Below are 20,185 nucleotides of genomic sequence, written 5' to 3'. Positions count from 1 at the left end.
AAACAAATGTATTTATAATAAAGTGCGGTAAAATTCTATTAAAATATTTCCGCACTTTACGCCCCTACTTTAAAGAATATTCTTTTCTCCACGAGATACACTAATCAAGCCAGAACGAACAATTTCTAACAATGTGGTTTCTTCTTTCAATGCAGAAATAAACGCATCAACTTTATCATTTGTACCGCTTAATTGAATTGTGTAAGACTTTGGTGTGACATCTACAATTTGACCGCGGAAAATGTCGGCTAATCGTTTAATTTCATCGCGAGATGACCCCACTGCTCTTACTTTCGCTAAAACAATTTCTCGTTCTATATGTTCCTGTTCACTTAAATTAACCACTTTGAACACATCCACTAATTTATGAAGTTGTTTTTCAATTTGCTCCAATGCTTGAGTATCGCCCACTGCTTCAATAGTCATTCGAGAAAGCGTTGGATCATCCGTTGGCGCCACCGTCAAACTTTCAATATTAAAGGCACGTTGAGAGAATAAACCAACAACACGCGATAATGCTCCCGATTCATTTTCGAGTAAAACAGATAAAATTCTACGCATTAGTTTGTCTCCTCTTGAGGTTTACTTAAAATCATTTCATTCATTGCGCCACCACGAATTTGCATTGGATAAACGTGTTCAGATTCATCTACATTAATATCTACAAAGACTAATTTATTTTTAATACTGAATGCTTCTTGCAATTTGCTTTCAAGTTCATCGGGGGTAGCAATTTTTATTCCTACGTGACCGTAAGATTCAGCCAATTTCACAAAATCAGGCAAGGAATTCATATAGGTTTGTGAATGACGACCAGAATAAATCAAGTCTTGCCATTGTTTTACCATTCCCAAGAAATGATTATTCAAACAAATAATAACAACTGGAATGCCATATTGGGTTGCGGTAGAAAGCTCTTGAATATTCATTTGAATACTGCCATCACCAGTAACACAAACAACAGTTCCTTCAGGATGAGCTAATTTCACACCTAGTGCCGCAGGAAAACCAAAACCCATTGTGCCAGCACCGCCAGAATTAATCCAATGACGAGGTTCATCAAATGGATAATGTAACGCAGCAAACATTTGGTGCTGACCTACATCAGAAGCGACATAGGCTTGTCCTTTCGTGAGGCGATATACGGCTTCTATTACTTGTTGTGGTTTAATCACACCAGAAGTGCGGTCAAATTCCAAACATTTTTTTGCTTTCCATTGGTTGATTTCTTGCCACCAACTTTCAAGATCCGTTTGAGATTTCAATCCCTCCTCATTCAATAAACTAAAAAATTCTTCCAATACATTTTTCGCATTTCCGACAATTGGAATCGCGGCTGGCACATTTTTAGAAATCGAGGTTGGATCAATATCAATATGAATCACTTTTGCATTTGGGCAATATTTTTCTAAATTATTTGTTGTTCGATCATCAAAACGAACGCCAATCCCCAAAATAAGATCACTTTCGTGCATTGCCGTATTAGCTTCTAAAGTACCGTGCATACCCAACATACCTAAGAATTGTTTATCTGTACTTGGATAAACCCCTAATCCCATTAACGATGAAGTCACTGGCAAATTTAAGCGTTGTGCAAACTGAATTAACTGCTCACTACATTCAGCAGTGATTGCGCCACCACCGACAAAAAGTATCGGTTTCTTCGCCACTAAAAGTGCTTTTAACGCTTTTTTAATTTGGCCTTTGTGCCCATTTACTGTGGGATTATAAGAGCGTAACTCGACAGATTCTGGGTATTCATAAGGATATTTAAAATTAGGATTTACAGTGTCTTTTGGAATATCCACAACAACAGGGCCAGGGCGACCTGTAGACGCAATATAAAAGGCCTTTTTCAAAGTAGATGGAATATCTTCCGCCTTTTTTACAATAAAGCTATGCTTCACAACGGGACGAGAAATACCTAGCATATCGCATTCTTGGAAAGCATCACTGCCAATTAAATTACTCATAACCTGACCCGAAATAATAACCATAGGCACAGAATCGGTGTAAGCCGTTAAAATTCCAGTGATTGCATTTGTTGCTCCTGGTCCTGAAGTCACTAACACACATCCAACTTTACCTGTTGAACGTGCATAACCATCCGCCATATGCACCGCAGCTTGTTCGTGACGAACTAAAATATGTTCAATGCCACCTAGCGTATGAATTGCATCATAAATATCTAATACCGCCCCACCAGGATAACCAAATACGTACTCTACGCCTTCATCACGTAAAGATTGAACCACCATCTCTGCGCCAGATAACTTCTTCATCTTTTACTCCTTAAATTTACCGCACTTTTAAAAATACGAACAGGTTATGTCAATGTTTCACATCATACAAAGTAAAAAAAATTTGTCTAGCCACTAAAACAATAAAAAAATCAATTAAAAAAATATAAAAAACCAAAGACAAATGAAAATTTAGTTTTTTATAAAATCTTCCATCAATAAAAACAAAAAAATGCGACAAAATGCCACATTTTATAAAATAGTAAAAATATTATTTTTTATTCAAATTTTTGAATTGGATCACATTTTTAGCGTTTTTTAACTGCAAATACAATGACAATCAATGAAACTGCCGTTGCTGCAAAACCAGCTAAACCTGAATAAGTAAACCCTACCACAATGTAACCAATAGAAGTCGCTGTTGCAACTGTGGCAGCATAAGGAAGCTGAGTAGTAACGTGATCAATATGATTACATTTTGCTCCCGTTGAAGACAAAATTGTTGTATCCGACACTGGCGAGCAATGATCACCACATACAGCCCCAGCCATTACTGCAGATAAACAAGGAAGCAATAATTCTGGTGCCGCATTCGCTGCCATTGCTGCGGCAATTGGTAACATAATGCCAAATGTCCCCCAGCTCGTACCTGTTGAGAACGCCATCGCTGCACCAAGAACAAAAAGTATAACAGGCAAAAATTGCATTGGAATATTACCAGACACAAGAGAAGATAGATATTTACCTGTTTGCATATCGCCTACGATTTTATTAATTGTCCAAGCAAAGAATAAAATTGCGATTGCGCCTGACATTGATTTAATTCCCACAATCCAAGAACGTGCATATTCAGGAACACTCACTTGACGATCAAGAATAATTAATAAAGTAGAAATAATAATTGAACAGAATCCGCCTACAACCAAAGATGTTCCTACTACTGTGTTTTCAAATGCACCTAAAACACTAAACACTTTTCCATCCGCAGCTAATGCCTCTGCCCCTGTGTAAATCATCATTGAAACTGTAGCGATAATTAAAACTAAAATAGGTAATATAAGATTACGCACGTGACCTTTTGCACCCGTTTCTTCTTCCAACTGATCTTCAGCATTTTCCAAAGCTAATTTTTCGTGACGCACCATTGAAGCAATATCAAAAGAAAAATATGCCACAAAAAACACCATAATAATGGAAAAAATTGCATAGAAGTTCATTGAACTCATAGCCACGAATGCACCAATTGGCGTATATTCAGTAATGGAATAAGTCGCTAATAAACCACCTATTAAAGTAATAATATATGCGCCCCAACTTGAAACAGGCATCATTACACACATCGGTGCAGCCGTTGAATCTAAAATATAAGCAAGTTTCGCACGAGAAACTTTAAAACGATCTGTCACAGGACGAGCAATTGCGCCTACAGCAAGACTATGGAAATAATCATCAATAAAAGTAACAAAAACTAATGATGCCGCTAATAATTTAGCACCGCGACGACCTTTAATACGGCTTTGCGCCCATTCAGCAAAGGCACGATTACTGCCTGATACGGTTAAAAGTGCGGTTAAAACACCAAGCAATAATAAGAACAAAACAATATTCATATTTGAATTGATTTCACCATCAGCATAAACCAAAGAAACCACATTTTTTACCAAATAATTAAATGTGCTGCCGATTTGCCAATCGTTTAACATTAATGATCCAATAACAATCCCCGCACTAAGCGAAACCAAAACACGGCGAGTTGCTATCGCCAAAATTATCGCCAACAAGGCAGGGACGATTGACCAAACAGATGATGAAAAATCAATAAGTTCCATTAAATAATACCTATAATTAATGGAGAGAACGGAAAGCACAGGACAGAATAAGACCAGAACAACCGTAGCGCTCCATAGTTAATCAGAAAAACTATGACAGTGCCGCCCCTTTCGAGTACGCCACCAACCAAACAAAATGACTTTTATTTGATTTCGGCAACTATTCCTTTCTTTTTTCTTCTTCGTTATCCACTCTGAAAAAATACTTATAATAATTGCACCTCTACTTTTGTAGTAATTCGAGAGATTACCGTAAAACAAACAAAATGCCAACAGATTTTGTAAAAAATTTATAAACTCGAATAAAAATATAAAGAAAATAAACACAAAAAAATATATCTGTTTCGATCATTTATTTAATAATAGATATTTACAATAAATTTTATTTTCTCTATTATTAAATAAATTTTCCCACATTTAATGTTATTTATTGAGGTTTATTATGAACGAATTAGTAAGAGGTTTAACAAATCTTCGTAGTTTACGCGCAGCTGTACGTGAATTAACGTTAGAACAAGCAGAAAATGCCCTAGAAAAATTACAAACAGCTATCGAAGAAAAACGTGCTAATCAAGCAGAATTAATTAAAGCAGAGACAGAGCGAAAAGAGCGTTTAGCTAAATATAAAGAATTAATGGAAAAAGAAGGTATTACGCCTGAAGAATTACGAGAAATTTTTGGCACAACAACTGTATCCACTCGAACAAAACGTGCTCCACGCCCTGCAAAATATGCCTTTATTGATGAAAATGGTGAGCATAAAACTTGGACGGGTCAAGGTCGCACACCACGTCCAATTCAAAATGCATTGAACAAAGGTAAATCATTATCTGATTTCGAAATTTAATTTTTCTATTTGAAACTAGAACTCATTTTTATGGGTTCTATTTTTTTATTTAAACATAGCACACAACATTATGATCGAAAAAAAAATATTACTCACTGATTGCCCTGATGATAAAGGCTTAATCGCAAAAATAACTAATATTTGTTACAAACATCAACTAAATATTCTGCATAATAATGAATTTGTAGATTTTGAAACCAAGCATTTCTTTATGCGTACAGAATTGGAAGGTATTTTTAACGAAGCTACTTTATTAGAAGATCTAAAATATAGCTTACCCGAAGGAACGAATTGTCGATTGATTAGCACCCAATGTAAGCGAATTGTAATTTTAGTCACAAAAGAAGCTCACTGCCTTGGCGATATTTTAATGAAAAATTATTATGGTGCGCTTGATGTAGAAATTGCGGCAGTCATCGGCAACCACGATAATTTACGTGAACTTGTTGAACGTTTTAATATTCCATTTCATTTGATTAGCCACGAAAACTTAACCCGTGTGGAACATGACAAATTACTGGCAGAAAAAATTGATGAATATACGCCAGATTATATTGTTCTCGCTAAATATATGCGTGTGCTAAACCCTGAATTTGTCGCGCGTTATCCAAATCGAGTGATTAATATCCACCATTCATTCTTACCTGCTTTCATTGGTGCCAAGCCTTATCAACAAGCCTATGAACGAGGTGTAAAAATTATTGGTGCAACTGCACATTTTATTAATAATGAATTAGATCAAGGCCCAATCATTATGCAAAATGTGATTAATGTGGATCATACTTATAATGCAGAAGCGATGATGCGTGCTGGTCGTGATGTGGAAAAAACCGTGCTAAGTCGCGCCCTTGATCTCGCTTTACACGATAGAATTTTTGTTTATAAAAATAAAACGGTGGTGTTGTAATGGAAAAAATTACTCTTGCACCAATAAATGCGGTTGAAGGAACAATTAATTTACCAGGTTCTAAAAGTTTATCAAATCGCGCATTACTTTTAGCCGCCTTAGCGAAAGGCACAACAAAAGTAACCAATTTATTAGATAGCGATGATATTCGACATATGCTTAACGCCCTCAAAGCATTGGGCGTACGCTATCAACTGTCTGATGATAAAACTATTTGTGAAATAGAGGGATTAGGCGGAGCATTCAATATACAGAATAATCTTTCACTCTTTCTTGGCAATGCTGGGACTGCAATGCGTCCATTAACCGCAGCACTTTGCTTAAAAGGAAAAACCGAAAGCGAAATCATCTTAACAGGTGAACCTCGTATGAAAGAACGACCTATTCTTCATTTGGTCGATGCGCTACGCCAAGCAGGGGCTGATATTCGCTACTTAGAGAATGAGGGTTATCCTCCGCTCGCAATTCGCAACAAAGGGATAAAAGGTGGAAAAGTCAAAATTGATGGTTCAATTTCATCTCAATTTTTGACCGCACTTTTAATGTCTGCGCCACTTGCAGAAAATGACACAGAAATAGAAATTATCGGTGAACTAGTCTCTAAACCCTATATTGACATTACCCTTGCAATGATGCGAGATTTTGGTGTTAAGATTGAAAATCATCACTACCAAAAATTCTACATTAAAGGCAATCAATCCTATATTTCGCCTAATAAATACTTGGTAGAAGGCGATGCATCATCAGCCTCTTACTTTCTTGCAGCTGGCGCCATTAAAGGAAAAGTGAAAGTAACAGGCATTGGCAAAAATTCAATTCAAGGCGATCGTTTATTTGCTGATGTATTAGAAAAAATGGGGGCAAAAATCACTTGGGGAGAGGATTTTATCCAAGCCGAATACGCTGAATTAAATGGTATTGATATGGATATGAACCACATTCCAGATGCCGCAATGACGATTGCAACCACTGCTCTTTTTGCCAACAGCGAAACCGTCATTCGCAATATTTATAACTGGCGTGTGAAAGAAACAGATCGTTTAGCAGCAATGGCAACCGAATTACGTAAAATCGGTGCAGAAGTCGAAGAAGGCGAAGATTTTATTCGTATTCAACCGCTTGTACTCAATCAATTTAAACACGCCAATATTGAGACCTATAACGATCACCGTATGGCAATGTGTTTTTCTCTAATCGCACTATCAAACACACCAGTGACAATTTTAGATCCTAAATGTACTGCCAAAACCTTCCCAACATTCTTTAGTGAATTTGAGAAAATTTGCTTAAGAGATTAAGTAAAAAAGTGCGGTCAATTTCAAAAAAGTTTTCAAAATTGACCGCACTTTCATTCCATTCTTAAAAACAAATCCTAAATCAAGATTATTTATACCGTTTTTTTACCGCACTTTTATCTTGCTCACGTAATCGTTCTAGTTTTTCCTTGATCTGAATTTCCATACCTCTATTTGTTGGAAAATAATATTGAGTGTCTTTTAATTCAGGCGGGAAATAATTTTCACCAGCTGCATAAGCGTTAGGTTCATCGTGGGCATAACGATATTCTGCACTATAGCCAAGCTCTTTCATTAAATTAGTCGGCGCATTGCGTAAATGTGGGGGAACATCGTAATCGGGTAAATCTTTCGCTTGCTGTTTTGCAGTATTAAACGCCGTATAAACTGCATTGCTTTTTGGAGCAACCGCAAGATAAATGATGGCTTGGGCAATGGCACGCTCCCCTTCATAAGCCCCCACTCTAGTAAAGCAGTCCCATGCAGCCAATGCGACTTGCATAGCGCGAGGATCTGCATTTCCCACATCTTCTGAAGCAATGGCAAGTAATCGGCGCGCGACATATAGAGGATCGCCACCTGCCGTTAAAATTCTTGCATACCAATACAACGCAGCATCTGGAGCAGAACCTCGGACAGATTTATGTAGAGCAGAAATTAAATCATAGAAACGATCGCCTTGTTTATCAAATCTCGCTTGACGTTCGCCCAGGACTTCTTTTAATAAAGTGCGGTCAATTTTCTTTCCATTTTCCGTTTCATCCGCCATATCCACCATTAATTCGAGGCAATTCAAGGCTAATCGAGCATCCCCATTAACATATTCGGCAAGTACTTGCAGTAAATTCTCTTCTAAAATTAACCGCTCTTTACCCAATCCTCGTTCAGGATCTTCTACAGCTTGCTGCAAAACTTGTTCAATTTCAGCCGTTGTAAGTGATTTCAGCACATACACTCGGGCACGAGAAAGCAACGCATTATTTAGCTCAAAAGAGGGATTTTCTGTTGTCGCCCCAATGAAAATAACAGTTCCGTCTTCAATATGCGGTAAAAATGCATCTTGCTGGCTTTTATTAAAACGATGGACTTCATCCACAAATAAGATAGTTTTACGATCCGCAAGACGATTTTGTTTTGCACGATCAATGGCTTCACGAATTTCTTTGATACCACTCGTTACCGCAGAAATTAGTTCAACCTCCGCATTAATACGCTGAGCAATAATTTCTGCGAGTGTTGTTTTCCCCGTACCTGGTGGTCCCCAGAAAATCATAGAATGAATATGTCCAGCTTGAATCACTTTTCGCAGTGGTTTGCCCTCGCCAATTAAATGGCTTTGCCCAAAATACTGCTCTAGACTCGTTGGACGCATCTTGGCTGCCAGTGGACGAAAATCATTTTCGGCAAAATCAAAATTGAAGTTCGACATTTTTATTTCTCACAAGATTGAAGGGCGTATTTCTACGCCCTTATTTAAAATGATCATTTGTTATTTTTTACGTTGATCATCCACTTCAACGCCTTTTTCTGGCTTGAATTGGAACAAACTGTCAGACAAAGCTTGATTAGTAATATTACGTAAAGCATAAAGATTGGTTTGCCCATCTTTCTCGGTCGTACTGAAATTTCTTAATACGCCATTGGCATCGACACGAATATCAAATTGCTTAATATTGCTTGTTGATAAGGTTGGTTTTAACACAAAGGTATCCGCTTGTTGTGTTACCGTATATTGATGCCAATGGGTCTTATCATCACTGGTAAGCAACACGAAAGGCGTGTTATTTACCGCATCTTTAACCCATTGTGCCGTTACCTGTTGCACAAATGGATCATAGAACCATAAGGTTTTACCATCAGAAATAATCTGGGTTTCTTGAGGGGTTTTAGTCTCCATGCGGAATAAATTTGGGCGTTTAATTTGAAGTTTGCCACTTCCTTGTTGAACATTCTTGCCACTTCCAGAAGTCACTGTTTGCACAAATTCTGCGCTTAAAACATCGACTTTAGCCAAACGCATTTGCAATTCACTTGCCGCATCAGCCAATGCAAAATTACTCAAACCAAGTAAGGTAAGTGCGGCAAATTTTAAGGTTGTTTTTTTCATTTTACTTTCCTTTTAAATTAATATTCTAGACGATGCGATAAAATCTCACGCTTACCATTTTGCATTGGGCTGACAATCCCTTGTTCTTCCATTTGATCCATAATGCGAGCGGCTCGGTTAAAACCTACGCTGAATTTACGTTGAATAGAAGATACTGAAGTTGTACCAGTATTAATAACAAAATCCATTACTTCATCAAAGAGTGGATCTAATTCTCCACCACTTGATATTCCTTTTTCTGCATTATCTTCATCATCCACACTTTCCAAAATTCCATCAATATAATCAGGTTTACCACGTGCTCGCCAATCATCCGCAATATTAATTACTTCGTCATCACTCATATAGGCTCCGTGTACGCGAATTAAATCAGATGAACCTTGTCCAGAATAAAGCATATCTCCACGACCCAAAAGAGCCTCTGCGCCACCTTGATCAAGGATAGTGCGTGAATCAATTTTACTTGCAACGGTAAAAGCAATGCGACTTGGAATATTTGCTTTAATTAAACCAGTAATCACATCCACAGAGGGGCGTTGTGTGGCTAAAATTAAATGGATACCAATGGCTCGGGCTTTTTGTGCCAACCGTGCAATGAGTTCTTCGATTTGCTTACCCGCCACCATCATTAAATCAGCAAACTCATCGACAATAACCACAATATAACTCAATTTTTTCAATGCGGGGGGCATTGCATCCATTGTATCGCCCTGTCGCCAAATTGGATTCGGCACTGGCATTCCCATTGCGTCATATTCATCAATTTTTTCGTTAAAACCTTCAATATTGCGTACTCGTAGAGCTGAAAGCAACTGATAACGACGTTCCATTTCATCTACGCACCAACGCAACGCATTAGCGGCTTTTTTCATATCCGTTACAACTGGTGTCAGTAAATGCGGAATATCATTATAAACAGAAAGTTCGACAACTTTAGGATCGATCATGATGAATTTCACATCTTCTGGCTGAACACGATAAAGTAAACTTAGAATCATCGTATTCACACCAACAGACTTACCTGATCCCGTTGATCCTGCTACCAACAAATGTGGCATTTTCGCTAAATCAACAATGACTGGTTTTCCACTAATATCTTTCCCTAAAGCAATAGGTAAAGTTGCCTTGCTATCACGGAATTCATTACTATCTAACACATCACGTAATGGCACCATTTGACGATGAAGATTTGGTGTTTCAATACCAATATAAGGTTTACCCGGAATAACCTCTGCCACACGAATAGAACGAAACATCAATGCTCTTGCTAAATCGGTATCGATGCTCGTAACTTTTGATGCTTTCACACCGGGCTGTAATTCTAATTCATAACGCGTAACAACAGGGCCAACAAGCACATCTTTTACGCTGGCTTTTACATTAAAATTGCGTAATTGTTGTTCAATACGCTGTGAGGTTTCCATTATTTCATCTGGTGTAATACGTTGTTCACTTGGCGGATGTTTTGAAAGCAAGTTCAAACTAGGTAATGGCGTACTCGGTTTTTCACGTTTAGTTGTTTGCTGCTGAAATGCAGGATGAATCAAACTACCACTGTAACCTTTATAATTAGGCTCTTGATTTTTGTCTAATTCAATTGCGTCCACATTATTCTGTAAAGATACGCTAAATTTCACTTCATCTTTTTCTAAATCTGCCTTTTCATCAACTTGAGCAGCAAAATGATTATCTGCCATTTCAGTATCAGACGTTGATTTTAATGAAACTGTTGGTATTTCATCATTTGTCAGCAAAGAAACTTGCGTAAAATCATCCGCACTTTGATTAATTGCTAGATCTTCTTGAACAACTGTTTTTACAGGCTTATTCCAAACTGCTACAAAATCATTTTTACTTACTCTTTGTTCATCTGAATCACTCGATAAATTCACACTAGGCAAGCTTTCAGAATCAAACCCAAAAGAAAATTGCGGTTTTTCACTATCTTCGTTAGCGAGTTCATATTCTGATTTTATAGAAACCTCTGGATTTAACCCGCTAATATTAATTAAATGTGATGAAGATGCGTCAATTGAAATATTTTCTGCTTCTAATGATGGCTTTACTGTTTCTATTTCACTGTTTTGTTCTACATTGAGAGGATTTTGATCTAGATTTTCTGTTTCTGAACGATCTGATTTTACAATCACGATTTGCTCTAATTCTTCTGTTGATTTTTCTTGTTCAGCATTTTCTGATTGCTCATTCTTCATTGTTAGCCAATAATAAAATGCAACAATTAATCGAATTAATGATGCGCCAGAACAAAAAATAAAGCCAATTAAAGCAAACACAAAACCAATTAAAATTGAACCGAATTTACCTAATACAGGATAAAACCAATTTACAACAAGCGATCCACCCAATACGCCGCCACTCAAATAAAAAGTATTACTTGATAAAAGCAACATACTCACTACACAAAGCCCAATAATCAGCATAATAAATCCGAAACTACGCAGAATAATTCGAGTGCAGGAAAGATGTTTAACTGCTTTTGTTTTCAATAAATAAATAGGCACGAGAAAAGCGGTGAAAGGAATAATATGGGCGACATAGCCAAAAAAAACAAAAAAAAGATCGATTATCCACGCTCCAAATGTCCCCACTTTATTAATTGTGTTTTCATACGCGCTGGCTGTAGCCCAAGAATTATCAAGAGGCGTATAACTTGACCAAGCAACAATCAAATAAAGTCCAAAAAGTGCGGTCAATCCTAGCAAAAATTCAGCTAAATACTGTCTTGGCGTAAATCGTTCTGTAATTTGTTTAATCATATCATTTCAATACAAGGAAATTAGTTTGTTTTACTTCTTCCATCACAACATAAGTGCGAGTGTCATTTACACCTGGTAAACGCAATAATGTCGTCCCCAGCAATTTTCGGTATTCAGCCATATCTGCCACACGAGTTTTTAATAAATAATCAAAATCGCCCGATACCAAATGGCATTCTTGAATTTCATCTAACTCTTGAATCGCCGCATTAAATTCTTCAAACACATCGGGCTTACCCCGTACTAATGTAATTTCAACAATTACTAGCAATGGCGCATCCAATAATTCTGGATTTAACAGCGCGCGATACCCCATAATCACACCTTGTTTTTCCAAACGTTTAACGCGTTCTAAACAAGGCGTTGGCGAAAGCCCCACTTTTCTCGACAAATCGATATTGGAAATTTTACCATTGCGTTGTAATTCATTCAGAATTTTTATATCTATCGCATCCAATGCTTTATTTCGTTTTTTTTCCATTTTCTTTATTTCTTTACACATAAAAAGGAACAACTATTCTACAGAATTTCACTTTCATTTTCATTTTCAGTAGGCAATGATTTTTTTATAAATTATCTAACACAGCGAGCGCATCCGTGAGTTTTTTTACAGTAAAAACCTGCATATTTTCGACCGCACTTTTCGGCTTATTACCAAAAGGAACAATAGCACGTTTAAAACCGTGTTTTGCAGCCTCGCTAATACGTTCCTGTCCACTTGGCACAGGACGAATTTCTCCCGCTAATCCAACTTCGCCAAAAATCACTAAATCTTGCGGCAAAGGGCGATTACGGAAACTAGAAATTAACGCAAGCAATAAGGCTAAATCCGCACTTGTTTCACTAACTTTTACACCACCAACGACATTTACAAAGACATCTTGATCCGCCATTTGCAAACCTCCGTGTCTATGTAAAACCGCCAATAACAACGACAAACGATTTTGCTCTAACCCCACCGCAACACGGCGAGGATTCGCCAGCATTGAATGATCTACTAAAGCTTGAATTTCAACTAAAAGAGGGCGGGTGCCTTCCCAAAGCACCATCACGGAACTGCCCGATGTAATCTCATCCCCACGACTTAAAAAGATCGCCGATGGATTTTTCACTTCTCGCAAACCTTGTTCGGTCATACCAAATACACCTAATTCATTCACTGCACCAAAACGGTTTTTATGGCCACGCAAAGTACGATAGCGAGAATCGGCCTCGCCTTCTAATAGTAATGAACAATCAATAGCATGCTCTAACACTTTCGGCCCTGCAAGCGTACCGTCTTTCGTTACATGCCCCACCATAATAATGGCAACTTGGCGGGTTTTCGCATAACGAGTGAGGAAAGAAGCACATTCACGCACTTGTGCCACACTGCCTGGCGATGATTGAATATCTGCTAAATGCATTACTTGAATGGAATCCACCACTATAATTTGCGGTTTTAACTGATCCGCCAAATTACAAATCTGTTCCACAGAGGTTTCTGACAACATTTTTAATTGATCGTTTGGCAATCCCAATCGACTTGCACGCATCGCAACCTGTTGTAACGATTCCTCTCCCGTCACATAAAGTGCAGTCATATTTTTCGCTAAACCACACATGACCTGTAATAACAATGTACTTTTCCCTGCACCAGGATGCCCACCAATTAAAATCGCACTGCCCGGTACGATCCCACCGCCCAATACCCGATCTAATTCATTAAAGCCACTGGAAAAACGTGGTGTTTCTTGCAAACTAATTTCAGAAAGGGTTTGAATTTTTGCCTGAGTTTCCCCCGCATAGCCACTAAAACGATCATTTTTTGATTTTGCCGTGGAAATTAACCGCACTTCCGTAATGGTATTCCACGCTTTACAAGCCGAACATTGCCCTTGCCAACGAGAAAACTCTGCACCACAATCGTTACATACATAAGCTGTTTTCGGGGCTTTAGCCATTTCATTCTCCGTATTTGCCGTGGGTAAGTATACCCACAGTTAATTTATGTTTATAGTGGTTCCCTTTTGGGAAACATCAAACTACCCCAACGGGGTAGCACTGAGACTAGCCTAGGGTATACCTACCCTAGGTTACATTAAATCCCCTCAGTTAATTATGGTTATACTAGCCCCCTTTGGGGAACATCTAACTACTCCAACGGAGTAGCACTGAGATTAGCCTAGGTATACCTACCCTAGGTCATAAGATAATTCCATTAATTTGATCATTCGCTCAAAATAAACTCTACTTTTCAAAAGTGCGGTCAATTTTTCAATAGTTTTTTCATTGTCTTTCGTTTCACTATGAAAACGAATCAAGTCACGAATTTCAGCAAAGATTTTCTGATTGCTTTCTAACAGATCTGGTAATAGCGTTTCTTTTTGTTTCTCTATTGCCACTGTTTCTAGGATTTTTCCATTTTCATCATAATAATGATAAAGATTAAAAAATGCCCCAACTCGCTCCACTGTTTTCATAAAATCTTGACTAAAAAGTGCGGGAGAAAAGGATAAGGTTTCTTCCAAAAGTTTCTGTTCCATTTTCAATACGGAATTAAATTTTACACAAAAATCTACCGCACTTTCTTCTCGTTCTTCTTTTAAGAAATCACGCCATTTATTTAACCAATCCGTCAAAAATTGTTTTGAACCTAACAAATAACCTCTCTTCGCTTTACTTGCACTACTAAAATAAATATCTCTTTCAAAAGGCAAAGTTTCCACAAAATCAAAAAGATCCTGCACATTTCCAGATTTCAATTCAAACTCAATTTCACAAATAGGCTGTTCATATTCGCCAGCAATAATTTTGCCTTGATCGAACGCCACTTCAATTTTGGATTGTTGAAATTCAACTAACCAAAAAGTGCGGTTAAAATCCGTGGAGAAAATAGGTTGTAGTGTAGAACGAGGTAATTGTTCAAAAGGATAAAGTTCTCTTAATTGGGCATTGGTTGGCGTTTCTTTTTCAGTTAATGATAAATTATATTCTGGGCGACTATGCAATCCACCAACAACTTCGCCGTTGGTTTTAAGCGTTAATGTAAGTTCCTGATCTTCTTGACGAATACGTAATCCCATTTTTTGTTTAGCAAGAAAATAATCGGGATAATCATAATAGGTGTTGCCCAAAAATAAATTTTGATGTTCTAAAATCGTAAATTTTGCGAGATATTGTGGCAATTCAATACCTATTTGTGGCGAAATCGCCAATTTTAATTCAATTTCTTGTAGCATAATATTTACCCACTCAAATAAACTGGTTAAATATACAATACAATAAAAATAAATCAAGATTTTTGTGATGCTTTACTTTACATATTAAGCACCTACAAACAAATTTATATTTATTGTGATTAAAATATTGCGACTAAAAATACAAAATAATCCGAAAAACATACAACAAATTTCATCGGATAAAATTGATAATTTTAAATAACAAAGCCAGATTAAAATGTGAATATTTGCTAATCTAAATTAGCAATAATTGCGAAATGTCAATAAAAATAAGATGAAAATATGAATATTTTCATCTTACTCAGCATTTTCAAAAATTTTATCTTTGTTCGGGATAAATTACTTCAGATGTAACCCATTTCATCCATACTTGCTCTAATAATGGGATTATTGAGGTACTGTCTTCAACCATTGTATTAAGTGCAGACAAAACATTTTCTAATGAATTTGGTTGTTCTTGTAGATAACTTAACAACCAGTAATCTAACTCTGAAAGGATTTGTTGCTGAATCCTAAAATCACTATCACGCCATATAATAACTTGAATTGGCGTATCATCAAATTGTTTAAAGTCACTTGATAAAAAATCAACTTCATAACTTTTTAAATAAGCTGCGCCAGATAATTGCATTACGCTATGTCTATCCCACTCAAATTTTTCAGGCACTTTAGCTAAAGAAACTTCTGCAAGTAATTGTGTATTTTCAAAATCCATCAATGCCAATATATTTGCATCAAATATCTCTTTTTCTTGACAAAACAAGAGAAATTCTCCTGCAATATCTTGGAAATAAGGAGAATGCGCATTACCATTTTGTACAAAATTTTCTTTAGCATTTTTCCAATACTCTGGCTCAATATGTAATGGTGCTTCAACAAAACAACGATCAATAAAACCAAAAGCATTATTACGAACTAAACGTGTATATACCGCTAAACGGTTTGCAGCATAACCATTTAAAGGATCTGCATTACCTAACCGAATAGCATTTGCCAATGCTTGCTGAGTTTCTTTCAGTAATGACTTAGGCTGCATAAGACATTACCTCTGTGTGAGCGTATTTTTGCTGTAATTGTGCAATATGCTCAACTTCGGCGTAAAGTTCTGCAAATGGTGGGAAGTTGAAATCACGTTCCAATAATGTTGGGGGAATCGTAGGTAGTCGTTGATAGGCATATTCGAGTAAATCCCATACAGTGCCTTTTACAGCTTCACCGTGTGTATCAATTAATAATTCAGGTAAATGGCGATATGCTCCTTTTACTTTATTAAATGATTCATCTGCTGAATTCTCCACAACTTGTGCAGCAGAATGTTCTTCATCGTGCCCTGCAATATGAATGTAATTAACACGTTTAACATCCACTTGATCTAAAAAGACATAAGGATCAAGCAATCCGTGATTAACACCATTAACATAAATATTATTCACATCTAAATGAATGCCACAATTAGCCTCTTGTGCAATAGCATTTAAAAATTCCACTTCATTCATTGTACTAGTTGGAGAATGCAAATAATAAGAAGTATTTTCTAATGAAATTTGCAATCCTAAGAAATCTTGCACATCACGTATTCGTTGCGCAACGTGTTTTACAGCTTCTTCTGTAAATGGCATAGGTAATAAATCATATAAATGCCCTTCACATTCACAATAACTTAAATGTTCAGAAAAGAAAGATGAATTATATTGATTCATTAGTGCTTTAGTATTACGGAGTAATTTGCGATCAAGTGGTGCTTGCCCACCTAAAGAAAGTGAAAGACCGTGTACTGCTAATGGAAATCTTTCTGCTGCTTGATCAAATTGATAACGAGCCATTCCACCCATTTTACTCCAATTTTCTGGTGCGACTTCAATAAATTGAATAGCGTTGTTTGGGGGAAGTTGTAAAAAATCCTCAGCTAAATTCCGACGATAACCTAATCCAGCACCTTGTAATTTCATAATTAACTCCTTTTTTAATAAAAGCTGGCATAAATTCTTACACCAGCATAATTATTATTCTTATTTAGAACCGCATTTACCCTCGCCACATTTACCTTCAGCAGATTTAGCTTTGTCTGCACCGCATTTGCCTTCACCACATTTACCTTCTGCAGCTTTCGTTTTGACACATTTATCGCCCACACAAGGTGTTGCTGTATTATCAGTATTGCTTGACTTTGATTCAGCCTGTGCTGCTGTCGCTACTGCCATCGTTAATGCACCTGCTAATGCTGTTAAGGTTGCTAATTTTTTCATTTGAATAATCTCCTAAAGTTTGAGTTTTGAATAAATAATTAGAGAAATTTCAACCAGCTTTTAGTTGGATAAACCTTCTTAATAAGCGTGTCTAAAGAGAGTTTCCCCGCTCCCTGTGTAATTAAGATTAATAAAGTCACCACATAAATTAATGGTAATTTATAACCATTATCACATACGTTATAACCTGAATCGGCGTGAATGCTATACCACGCGACAGAGATTAAAATCGTTAAACTTAATGCACTAAAACGTGTTAGCACCCCAAATATCAGCAAGAATGGGAAAATTAATTCTGATCCCATTGCAACGTGCCAATTAATATCGGCAGGAATAAGATTAAATGGAAAAGGAAAACGATCTTGTATTTCAGCGAACCAATTTTGTCCATTCCATTTTTCTAATCCTGATTCAAAAAACTCCCACGCGAGAAAAAAGCGTAAAATCAATAAACTTACGCCACTGCCGATACCTTGCATCTTACAATCCTTCATTTTTTTACCTTTCAAATTTTCTCGCTTTTAAAGCGAAAAGTGTATTGAGTTACTTATCTTACCACACTAGGAAATATTACCCAGTTACTTAGTTAGTCGAAGATAAACCTTGTTTCTTACAAATTTTTTTGAAAAATTTTAACTATCAACAAAAATCAGGTAATATGCGCACGAATTTTTTAACCCCTTAATTTGGAGTAAATCACTTATGGCAATGAATAATATTCTCGGATTATTTGCCCATTCGCCTCTCAAGCCGTTACAAAAACACTCTGAAAAAGTGACCGAATGTAGCGATCTTTTGATTCCTTTTTTTCAAACGACTTTCTCAAAGAATTGGGAACAAGCGGAAGAAAAACGCTTAGAAATTTCTCAATGCGAACGTGAGGCAGATAGTTTAAAACGCGAAATTCGGTTGAAATTGCCACGTGGTTTATTCTTACCTATCGATCGTACTGATCTTTTAGAATTAGTCACGCAACAAGATAAACTTGCCAATTATGCCAAAGATATTGCAGGCCGTATGATTGGTCGTCAATTTGGTATTCCTGAAGAAATGCAGGAAGAATTCTTACATTACGTAAAACGTAGTTTAGATGCAATTCATCAAGCCCACCGAGTAATCGAAGAAATGGATAAGCTATTAGAAACGGGTTTTAAAGGTCGTGAACTCAAATTAGTCAATGATATGATTCAAGAACTTGATTCAATTGAAGATGATACAGACCAAATGCAGATCAAATTGCGTAAAATGCTTTACACCATCGAAAGCCGTTATAATCCAATTGATGTAATGTTCTTATATAAAATTATTGAATGGGTTGGCGTTTTGGCTGACCAAGCACAACGTGTCGGTTCGCGCATTGAATTAATGCTGGCGCGTTCATAATCAACAAAACATAGGAAATTAACTATGGAAATTATTAGTCAATATGGTTCTTGGTTGGTGTGGATCACAGCAGCCTTTGGCTTTTTTATGGCGTTCGGAATTGGAGCAAATGATGTCTCAAACTCAATGGGTACATCCGTAGGATCTGGTACTGTAACAGCCAAACAAGCAATTATTATTGCGTTAATTTTTGAATCTGCTGGAGCCTATTTAGCTGGTGGCGAAGTAACACAAACCATAAAAAGTGGCGTAATCGACCCAATGCAATTTGTTGATACACCCGATATTTTAGCCTTAGGTATGCTTTCAACCTTATTTGCATCAGGTGCTTGGTTATTTATTGCAACCAAAATGGGTTGGCCAGTTTCTGGTACACACACTATTATTGGTGCAATTATTGGATTTGCCTGTATTACGATTGGCCCTAGTTCTGTAGATTGGTCAAATATTGGCAGCATCGTTGGTAGCTGGTTTATCACGCCTGTCATCTCGGGTATTTTGGCTTATGCAATCTTTGCAAGTACGCAAAAACTTATTTTTGATACTGAACAGCCATTAAAAAATGCACAAAAATATGGCCCTTATTATATGGGGATAACCATGTTTGTACTTTGTATCGTAACGATGAAAAAAGGCTTAAAACACATAGGCTTAAATCTTTCAAATAGTGAAACTTTAATTATTTCACTTGTCATCAGTCTTATCGGAATGTTGTTCTTCCATTTCTATTTCAAAAGTAAAACATTTACTCAATCTGCAAGTAAAGGCACCTTTGGTGCGGTAGAAAAAGTCTTCAGTATATTAATGTTATTAACCGCTTGTGCGATGGCATTTGCGCACGGTTCTAATGATGTTGCTAATGCTATAGGTCCTCTTTCTGCGGTGGTCTCCATTGTAAATGAAGGAGGAAAAATTGCCTCTAATAGCACTCTTGCATGGTGGATTTTACCCTTAGGCGCATTAGGTATTGCAGTAGGATTAATCACTATGGGGCAAAAAGTGATGGCGACTGTTGGATCTGGGATCACCGATTTAACGCCAAGCCGTGGCTTTGCCGCTCAATTTGCTACTGCGATGACCGTTGTCGTGGCATCAGGCACAGGCTTACCCATCTCAACAACACAAACACTTGTTGGAGCTATTTTAGGTATCGGCTTTGCACGTGGTATCGCAGCACTGAATTTAACGGTTATCCGAAACATCATTAGTTCTTGGATCGTCACATTACCAGCAGGTGCATTTTTCGCCATCATTATTTTCTATGTGCTAAGAACTATCTTTAATTAATTGATCTCAATAAAAAGTGCGGTTAATTTTAACCGCACTTTTGTTG

The 20,185-nt window shown here is 37.0% G+C and carries 18 protein-coding genes and 1 riboswitch; of the genes, 5 read left to right on the top strand and 13 right to left on the bottom strand.

The genetic code is table 11. The annotated features are described in order from the left end of the window. Positions 1-69: 69 nt before the first annotated feature. The 3 genes from ilvN to ACPT9C_RS05970 form a co-directional block, all read right to left on the bottom strand. Positions 70-561: an acetolactate synthase small subunit gene (gene ilvN, locus ACPT9C_RS05980; protein WP_005691276.1), complete on the bottom strand. Its 492-nt coding sequence runs from the start codon at positions 559-561 to the stop codon at positions 70-72. Beyond that, positions 561-2,282: an acetolactate synthase 3 large subunit gene (locus ACPT9C_RS05975; RefSeq protein ID WP_050949119.1), complete on the bottom strand. Its 1,722-nt coding sequence runs from the start codon at positions 2,280-2,282 to the stop codon at positions 561-563. Before ACPT9C_RS05975 ends, ilvN begins: the two co-directional genes overlap by 1 nt. 266 nt (positions 2,283-2,548) lie before the next feature. Continuing rightward, a complete protein-coding gene (locus ACPT9C_RS05970) occupies positions 2,549-4,069 on the bottom strand; it encodes a Na+/H+ antiporter NhaC family protein (protein WP_050949118.1) in 1,521 nt (506 codons plus the stop codon). 57 nt (positions 4,070-4,126) lie between these two features. Then, positions 4,127-4,303: riboswitch (Lysine riboswitch) on the bottom strand. A 208-nt stretch (positions 4,304-4,511) separates the two neighbouring features. Between ACPT9C_RS05970 and ACPT9C_RS05965 the strand changes: the two genes are divergently transcribed. The 3 genes from ACPT9C_RS05965 (at position 4,512) to aroA (ending at position 7,121) form a co-directional block, all read left to right on the top strand. Next, positions 4,512-4,916: an H-NS family nucleoid-associated regulatory protein gene (locus tag ACPT9C_RS05965; RefSeq protein ID WP_050845834.1), complete on the top strand. Its 405-nt coding sequence runs from the start codon at positions 4,512-4,514 to the stop codon at positions 4,914-4,916. A gap of 70 nt (positions 4,917-4,986) precedes the next feature. Continuing rightward, positions 4,987-5,823, top strand: a complete 837-nt coding sequence (gene purU / locus ACPT9C_RS05960) for a formyltetrahydrofolate deformylase (protein WP_050845835.1) — start codon at positions 4,987-4,989, stop codon at positions 5,821-5,823. Next, a complete protein-coding gene (gene aroA / locus ACPT9C_RS05955; RefSeq protein WP_050949117.1) occupies positions 5,823-7,121 on the top strand; it encodes a 3-phosphoshikimate 1-carboxyvinyltransferase in 1,299 nt (432 codons plus the stop codon). Before purU ends, aroA begins: the two co-directional genes overlap by 1 nt. 85 nt (positions 7,122-7,206) lie before the next feature. Here aroA and ACPT9C_RS05950 read toward each other — a convergent pair whose 3' ends face one another. From ACPT9C_RS05950 to ACPT9C_RS05905, 10 genes are all read right to left on the bottom strand, one after another. Continuing rightward, the gene (locus ACPT9C_RS05950; protein WP_050949116.1) at positions 7,207-8,547 is read right to left on the bottom strand and encodes a replication-associated recombination protein A; all 1,341 of its coding nucleotides are present in this window, start codon (positions 8,545-8,547) and stop codon (positions 7,207-7,209) included. Between the two features lie 60 nt (positions 8,548-8,607). Continuing rightward, entirely contained in the window at positions 8,608-9,225 is a 618-nt protein-coding gene (gene lolA, locus ACPT9C_RS05945) for an outer membrane lipoprotein chaperone LolA (RefSeq protein WP_050847573.1), read from the bottom strand. A gap of 17 nt (positions 9,226-9,242) precedes the next feature. Further along, on the bottom strand, positions 9,243-12,002 hold the full coding sequence (locus ACPT9C_RS05940) for a DNA translocase FtsK (RefSeq protein ID WP_050949115.1): 2,760 nt from the start codon (positions 12,000-12,002) through the stop codon (positions 9,243-9,245). A gap of 1 nt (position 12,003) precedes the next feature. Continuing rightward, complete coding sequence (gene lrp / locus ACPT9C_RS05935; protein WP_005653255.1) at positions 12,004-12,483, bottom strand: leucine-responsive transcriptional regulator Lrp; 480 nt, start codon at positions 12,481-12,483, stop codon at positions 12,004-12,006. An 85-nt stretch (positions 12,484-12,568) separates the two neighbouring features. Further along, positions 12,569-13,945: a DNA repair protein RadA gene (gene radA / locus ACPT9C_RS05930; RefSeq protein ID WP_050949114.1), complete on the bottom strand. Its 1,377-nt coding sequence runs from the start codon at positions 13,943-13,945 to the stop codon at positions 12,569-12,571. 231 nt (positions 13,946-14,176) lie between these two features. Then, positions 14,177-15,223, bottom strand: coding sequence for a CYTH domain-containing protein (locus ACPT9C_RS05925; protein ID WP_050949113.1), 1,047 nt, complete (start codon positions 15,221-15,223; stop codon positions 14,177-14,179). Positions 15,224-15,542: 319 nt separating this feature from the next. Further along, positions 15,543-16,259, bottom strand: coding sequence for an HvfC family RiPP maturation protein (locus tag ACPT9C_RS05920; RefSeq protein WP_005660567.1), 717 nt, complete (start codon positions 16,257-16,259; stop codon positions 15,543-15,545). Beyond that, on the bottom strand, positions 16,249-17,172 hold the full coding sequence (locus ACPT9C_RS05915) for an HvfB family MNIO-type RiPP peptide maturase (RefSeq protein ID WP_005623843.1): 924 nt from the start codon (positions 17,170-17,172) through the stop codon (positions 16,249-16,251). Before ACPT9C_RS05915 ends, ACPT9C_RS05920 begins: the two co-directional genes overlap by 11 nt. A 60-nt stretch (positions 17,173-17,232) precedes the next feature. Then, positions 17,233-17,469 (bottom strand): HvfA family oxazolone/thioamide-modified RiPP metallophore, encoded by a 237-nt coding sequence (locus tag ACPT9C_RS05910; RefSeq protein WP_032824069.1) that lies wholly within the window; start codon positions 17,467-17,469, stop codon positions 17,233-17,235. Between the two features lie 38 nt (positions 17,470-17,507). Continuing rightward, positions 17,508-17,948, bottom strand: coding sequence for an HvfX family Cu-binding RiPP maturation protein (locus ACPT9C_RS05905; RefSeq protein WP_005653243.1), 441 nt, complete (start codon positions 17,946-17,948; stop codon positions 17,508-17,510). Positions 17,949-18,171: 223 nt separating this feature from the next. On the opposite strand from ACPT9C_RS05905, the gene ACPT9C_RS05900 reads away from it, so the two are divergent. Then, positions 18,172-18,852, top strand: coding sequence for a TIGR00153 family protein (locus tag ACPT9C_RS05900; protein ID WP_005647270.1), 681 nt, complete (start codon positions 18,172-18,174; stop codon positions 18,850-18,852). Between the two features lie 24 nt (positions 18,853-18,876). Continuing rightward, positions 18,877-20,139, top strand: a complete 1,263-nt coding sequence (locus tag ACPT9C_RS05895) for an inorganic phosphate transporter (protein ID WP_021035309.1) — start codon at positions 18,877-18,879, stop codon at positions 20,137-20,139. Positions 20,140-20,185: the final 46 nt, after the last annotated feature.

Origin of the sequence: Haemophilus sp. HN_Hi16, from assembly GCF_049823435.1 — a bacterium.
Classification (GTDB): Bacteria; Pseudomonadota; Gammaproteobacteria; order Enterobacterales; family Pasteurellaceae; genus Haemophilus; species Haemophilus influenzae_D.
Note: the sequence above shows the minus strand (reverse complement) of the source record. Positions and strands in the feature narration are given on the sequence as shown.